General features: G+C 74.0%; 5 protein-coding genes and 1 pseudogene. 2 read left to right on the top strand and 4 right to left on the bottom strand.

Annotation, left to right across the window (positions count from 1 at the left end):
- On the bottom strand, nucleotides 1-480 hold a 480-nt coding region (locus DQW06_RS01390), incomplete at its 3' end, for a hypothetical protein (protein WP_232832937.1).
- A 137-nt stretch (nucleotides 481-617) separates the two neighbouring features.
- The gene (locus DQW06_RS01385) at nucleotides 618-1853 is read right to left on the bottom strand and encodes a hypothetical protein (RefSeq protein ID WP_117197818.1); all 1236 of its coding nucleotides are present in this window, start codon (nucleotides 1851-1853) and stop codon (nucleotides 618-620) included.
- A 528-nt stretch (nucleotides 1854-2381) separates the two neighbouring features.
- On the opposite strand from DQW06_RS01385, the gene DQW06_RS01380 reads away from it, so the two are divergent.
- Both DQW06_RS01380 and DQW06_RS01375 read left to right on the top strand, forming a co-directional pair.
- Nucleotides 2382-3401 (top strand): LacI family DNA-binding transcriptional regulator, encoded by a 1020-nt coding sequence (locus DQW06_RS01380; RefSeq protein WP_117197817.1) that lies wholly within the window; start codon nucleotides 2382-2384, stop codon nucleotides 3399-3401.
- Nucleotides 3402-3424: 23 nt separating this feature from the next.
- Nucleotides 3425-4018 (top strand): DsbA family protein, encoded by a 594-nt coding sequence (locus DQW06_RS01375; protein ID WP_013152836.1) that lies wholly within the window; start codon nucleotides 3425-3427, stop codon nucleotides 4016-4018.
- A gap of 217 nt (nucleotides 4019-4235) precedes the next feature.
- Here the strand turns inward: DQW06_RS01375 and DQW06_RS01370 are convergent, their stop codons facing one another.
- Together DQW06_RS01370 and DQW06_RS29375 are read right to left on the bottom strand one after the other, a co-directional pair.
- Nucleotides 4236-5396 carry an RNA-guided endonuclease TnpB family protein gene (locus DQW06_RS01370; RefSeq protein WP_117197819.1) on the bottom strand — a complete coding sequence of 387 codons (1161 nt, stop codon included), beginning with the start codon at nucleotides 5394-5396 and terminating at the stop codon, nucleotides 4236-4238.
- A gap of 47 nt (nucleotides 5397-5443) precedes the next feature.
- Nucleotides 5444-5756: pseudogene (locus DQW06_RS29375) on the bottom strand (hypothetical protein); the annotation flags it as partial.

Genomic DNA, 5756 nt, shown 5'->3' with positions numbered 1-5756 from the left:
GTCTCCGCCGGTGTCGGGTGGTGGGGGGACGGACGGGTTCCGTGCGGACCTGAGCACGGTGTCGGGGAGCGCTGCCGGGTCGCGACCGCTGACCAGCCACGCGTACACGAGGGCCGCGGCCGCGACCGTCCCCCACCGGTCCGCGCCGCGAGCGGCGCCTCCGGCGGGGGCGACCGGTGTGACGAGGACGAACCCCCGGGGGGTGGCCAGGACGCCCCGGCCGTCGGGGCCGTGCACAGCGGCCACCAGGCAGCCCGGGTGGGCGCGCAGCAGTGCGAGCCCCGTCTCCCGCGGCGAGGGGGACACGCGCCCGCAGCGGCACAGGAGGACGTCGGCGATGTCCGGCCGCTCGGACGGGTGGCACGGGTCGGCGATGAAAGGGGCGTCCAGCCCGGCGGGGAGGTGCCCCCGGAGCGGGTCGGGGGCGCCCGGCACCGCGAGGACGCGTTCCCGGCGCGGAGCGCAAGTCCTCGTTCCCACGGGAAGGCTCTCCGGGAACGGATCGGGAGCCCCCGCTCCCGCGGGAAGGAGCCCCCGGGACGGGTCGGCGGTGAACGCGTGCTCCCCGGCGTCGGCGGCCGCCGTGTGCCGGGCCCCTACCGGGGAGGCCTCCGGGGTCACGCCGCCCACCCGCGCATGTCCCAGCCCAGCGGACGCAGCGGGCGCGCGGCGGGCAGGATGTCGGGTTCGTCCAACCCCAGGACCTCGTAGAGCACCGCGCGCGTGCGCTGGGCGAAGCGGCCGGGGTGGGAGGTGATCCGCGCGGCCACGGCGCGCAGCGCCTCCCGCTCGGCGGCCTCCACGGAGCGCAGGGCCCGGCCCACGAGCGGGGCGTCCCCGCGCACGGCCGGAAGGGTGCGCAGAACCTGCCCCATGGGCGAGGCCGTGTCCACGTCCGCCCGCCCGTCGTCGGCCACCAGCACGGGCCGTCCGGTCAGGGTGGCGTAGACGGTGGTGGAACCGTGGTCCCCCACCACCGCGTCGGCGGCGGCCAGGGCGCTGGCCCATTCGGCGTCGACCGGCACCACCTCCAGCCCCTGGGCGATGAGCGGGCCCAGCCACTGGTGCACCTGCCAGGCGCCGTGGGCGGCCCACACGTTCGGGTGCACGAGCAGACCGACCCGGCAGGACGCGGACACCGCGTCCACGACCAGGCGTCCGAGCAGGGTTCGCCGGGACCCCAGCAGCGACGAGGGCCCCCAGGTGGAGGCCGCCACCACCCACACGTCGTCGGGGCCCAGACCGAGCTGGGACCGGCACCACGGGCGCCGCTCCAACGAGGCCAGGATCCGGTCCGCGGCGGCGTCCCCCACGACGCGGGCGCCGCCGACCGCCTCGGGGCACGCGGAGGCCAGGCGCAGGGCCTCGTCGTCGTGGGCGAGCGCGATCCGCTCCGCGACCAGGCGGCCGTCCCGGACCAGGCCCTCGCGTCCCAGGCCGTAGGTGGCGCGGGCGAGCAAGCCCTGTCCGCCCAGGTGGGCGGGGGTGAGCTTGTTGAAGCCGACGCCGTGAGAGAACAGCACCACGGGCGCGTGGACCCGGTCCAGGACGCGGCTGGCGCTGGCCGCCAGGGCGAGGTCGAAGCGGGTGTTGACCGCCTGCTGCCAGGGCACCACCACGACCCCGGCCCGCGCCAGCCAGGCGGCGAGCCCGGCCCCGAACACCTGGTCGGGCGCGACCGTGAAGACCACCTGCACGCGCGGGTCGGAGGCCACGGTCGCCACCGGGTCCATCAAACGCTGCGCGTCGGCGACCATGCACGCCACGGCCAGCACCCGGCGGCACCCGCCCCAGGTGGTCCACCGCCCCGCGTCCATCCCGATCGGCGCGCGGGCCCATTCCGAGTTCCCCATCCGAAGCTCCCTTCCAGCAGATTCCGCACGGATGCGGCCGTCACCGTGAGGATGGGAGGGCGGACTCGACGCACCGCTGGACGTCCCGCTGGACGGCCGCGGACGCGGTACTGGACCGCGGCCGCGGCCCGGGGCTTCCCTGGGCCCGCCGCGTCCCGTGGTCCGGGGCGGAGGGGCCGTGTGCGGCGCTGTCGCGTCTTTTACAACGTGAGAAAAACGACCTCCACATGATGAGACCACGGTCACAGCGGCCTGCCCGGACACGGAAACCCGACTGGAGGAACCCTGACCGGAGCGGCTCCGGAGCGCGCGATCGGGAGAGTTCCCGGGCGGAAGCGTCGCACGGAGAGCCGTCACGTGCTGTATAACGATAGAAAAATCGCCGGAGAACGCACGGATGCGTGTGCAGGCGGACGGTCGTCGGGACGGCGACGGCGGCGGGAGGCCAGCGGGCGGCGCGGGAACGCCGCCGGGGCGGCGGGGACGCGCACGGTCGTGCACGTGTGCACCATGTGCGGAGGAGGCGCTGTGGCCATCAGCCTGAAGGACGTCGCGGAACACGCGGGCGTCTCGGTCAAGACGGTGTCCAACGTGGTCAACGGCTACCGCCACGTCACATCCGCCACCCGCCAGCGCGTGCAGCAGGTCATCGACGAACTCGGCTACCGGCCCAACCTGACCGCGCGCCACCTGCGCAAGGGCCGCACCGGCATCATCGCGCTGGCCCTGCCCGAGCTGGGCAACCCCTACTTCGCCGAACTCGCCGACGCCGTGATCAACTACGCCGCCGGGCTCGACCTCATCGTCCTCCTCGACCACACCTACGGCCGCAGGGACCAGGAGGTGCTGTTCGCGCAGGGCTTCCGCGCCCGGCTGATCGACGGGCTGATCCTGAGCCCGATCGAACTGGAGAACGAGGACCTGCTCGCGCGCGGGCACGACGCCCCCCTGGTCCTGCTGGGCGAGCGCGAGTACGAGGCGCCCTACGACCACATCGCCATCGACAACGTGGCCGCCGCCCGCACCGCCACCCGGCACCTGCTCGACCTGGGCCGCCGCCGCATCGCCTTCATCGGCGCCCGCCACGGCCGCTCGCGCCAGCCCGCCCACCTGCGCCTGCGCGGATGGCGCGAGACCGTCACCGCGGCGGGGGCGGCGGCGGACGACGCCCTGGTGGCCGGCACCGACGGCTACACGCGCCGGGACGGCGCCCAGGCGATGGCCCGCCTCCTGGACTCGGGGACCGCGCCCGACGCCGTCTTCTGCTACAACGACCTCATCGCGATCGGCGCCATGCGCACGCTCACCGAACGCGGCCTGCGGGTGCCCGAGGACGTCGCGGTCGTGGGCTTCGACGACATAGAGGAGGGCCGCTACTGCACGGCGGCCCTCACCACCATCGCGCCGCACAAGCAGGCCATCGCGCGGGCCGCGGTGGACGCGCTGCTGGCCCGGCTGGAGGGCGGCGCGGAGGGCGCGGCCGAGTCGCGCCGCGTGCGCCCGGGGTTCGCCCTGGTGCCCAGGGAGAGCACGCTCGGGCGGCCGTGACGCCGCGACGAGGAGGCCCCGCCATGACCCACGAGCCCTGGACGGTCGACTTCTGGTTCGACCCGTCCTGCCCGCTGAGCTGGGTCACCGCGCGCTGGCTGCGCGGGGTCGCCCGGGAGCGCCCGGTCACGGTCCGGTGGCGGGTGATGAGCCTGTCGGTGCTCAACGAGGGCCGGGACGAGGACCCCGAGGGCGACACGGAGGGCTACCTGTGGATCCCCGCCCGCGTGTGCGCGGCGGTGCAGAGCGGCCACGGGCACGAGGCGCTCGGCCGGTTCCACGAGGCGCTGTGGACCGGGGAGGACGCCGCGGAGAGCGGGTGGATCGGCGACCTCGCCGACGCCCTGCGCCGGGCGGGGCTGCCCGGGGACCTGGCCGGGGCCGGCCTCTCCGGGGAGCACGATCCCTTCCTGCGCGCCTCCCACCACGACGCCGTGCGCCGGGTGCCCGGCGAGGTCGGAACGCCGATCCTGGCCCTGGCCGGCGCCGACGGCGCGCCGCGGGCGGTCTTCGGCCCCGTCGTCACCGAACCGCCGGGCCGGGAGGAGTCCCTGCGTCTGTGGGAGGCGGTCGTGCTCCTCACCGGCGTCCCCGGGTTCCGCGAGATCAAGGCCTGATCCCAACGGCATCGACTCCGCAGGGCTCGGGTCAGGTTCCGATGCCGGTGAGCGCGACCATGAGCGGGACGAGCGCGATGTTGACTTCCTCTCCCTCGCGAACGAGGGAGATTCCGACCGCCCCTTGGCGGGGCGGTGGCGCTGCGCGCCTCGCGGCTGCAGCTGGTTCCTGCTTCACCGACATGGCATCCCAGAGGTCTCGGCAGGCTGGCACGGTTCACCCCGAAGGGCTAGTCCATCCGCGCGTGAGAATGTTCTGGGCCGCGTTCACGTCCGCATGCGCTGTGTGCCCGCACCTGCCGCAGCAGAAGACCGATTGGCTCTCTCGGTTCTCCGCCGCGACGTATCCGCACGAGTGACAGGTCTGGGACGTGTACGCGGGATCAACCTCCACGATCCGGGTCCCGGTGCGCCGGGCCGCGTTGTGACAGGCCAGCTTGAGGCCGTGCCAGCCCTTGGCCAGAATCGCCCGATTCAACCCCGCCTTCTGACGCACGCTGACGCCGGGCACCTCAACAGTGCCTTTCGCGGAGGCCGTCATGTTCGTGGTGTTGAGCTTTTCCAGCACCACGACCGCGTTCTTGGCACACAGCGTGTGCGCGGTCTGGGCGGCGAAATCGGAGCGCCGAGCCCGCACCCGCCCGGTCAACGCGGACAGGGCGGCCCTGGTTCTGGCCCGGTTCGCCGACCCCTTGCGTTGGCGGCACAGGCGTCGGCGCAGACGGCGTTCGCGCTCGGCCTCCTTCGGGGTCTGGAACACCTGGTCGAGCAGGTCTCCATCGCTGGTGGCCACCGCCACCGCCACACCCCGGTCCACACCTACCGCGCTGTCGGGACGCTCATGTGCCTCCGGTGTGGCCTGGCCGTCCTCGCACAACAGCGACACGTACCAGTAGGCCCCGTCGCGGGAGACGGTGGCCGAACGGACCGTGCCCCGGGGTGCGCGCGACCAGCGGAACCGTACCCACCCCAGCTTGGGCAGCTCGACCCGTCCCCACCTGCGGCCCAGGCGTTCGACCTTCATCCATGCGCTGTCGGGGAAGCGGAAGGAGGGCTTCCACCGGTCCTTGGCACGCCATCGCACCTTGAACGTGCCGTGGTCCCGGCAGGCCCGGTCCAGGTCGCGCAGGGTCTGCTGGAGGATGTGGGAGGGGGCGGCCTGAAGCCAGGTCTCCTCGGTCTTGGCCTCGGCCAGTTCACGGGCCTGGAGGTGGTAGCCGCAGTAGGGCAGGCGCTGGCCGCGCCGCCAACGGGACACGGCCTCACGGCGCTGGTCAAGGCCGGTGTTCCACACCGCCCGACAGATATCGCCATAGACCTGGCACGACTCGGCCTGCTCGTCGGTGAGCGCGAGCCGGTACCGAAACCCCGTCAACATGATGAGAAAACACCTCCCCTCGAACCAGCACACACCGTAGCCACGCCCTACGACATTGCGGCGGGGGCGGCTTGCCCCGCCCTGAAGAACGGGGGGTCTGCACCGCCAACGAAACCGATCACCCCGAGCAGGACCGCGGCGAGCAGCTGCTGCTGCCGGTCCATCCCCAGCGGGAGCAGGGCGAAGACGATGGCGAGCGCGGGGGCCAGGACCCATCCCAGGGTGGCCCGGCCCCGTTCGAACCGCTCCTCGGCGGGCGAGAGCCTCTGCCGCGCCAGGTCCTCCCGCGACCGTCCGCCCAGGAGGGCCGCCTCCACGTCGGTGCGCCCGGCCGGGTCGGGTGGCGGGGAGGCGGGGGGT

Source organism: Nocardiopsis sp. TNDT3 (assembly GCF_003427465.1).
GTDB lineage: Bacteria > Actinomycetota > Actinomycetes > Streptosporangiales > Streptosporangiaceae > Nocardiopsis > Nocardiopsis dassonvillei.
The sequence above is the reverse complement of the archived record's forward strand: the minus strand, read 5'-3'. Positions and strand labels throughout refer to the sequence as shown.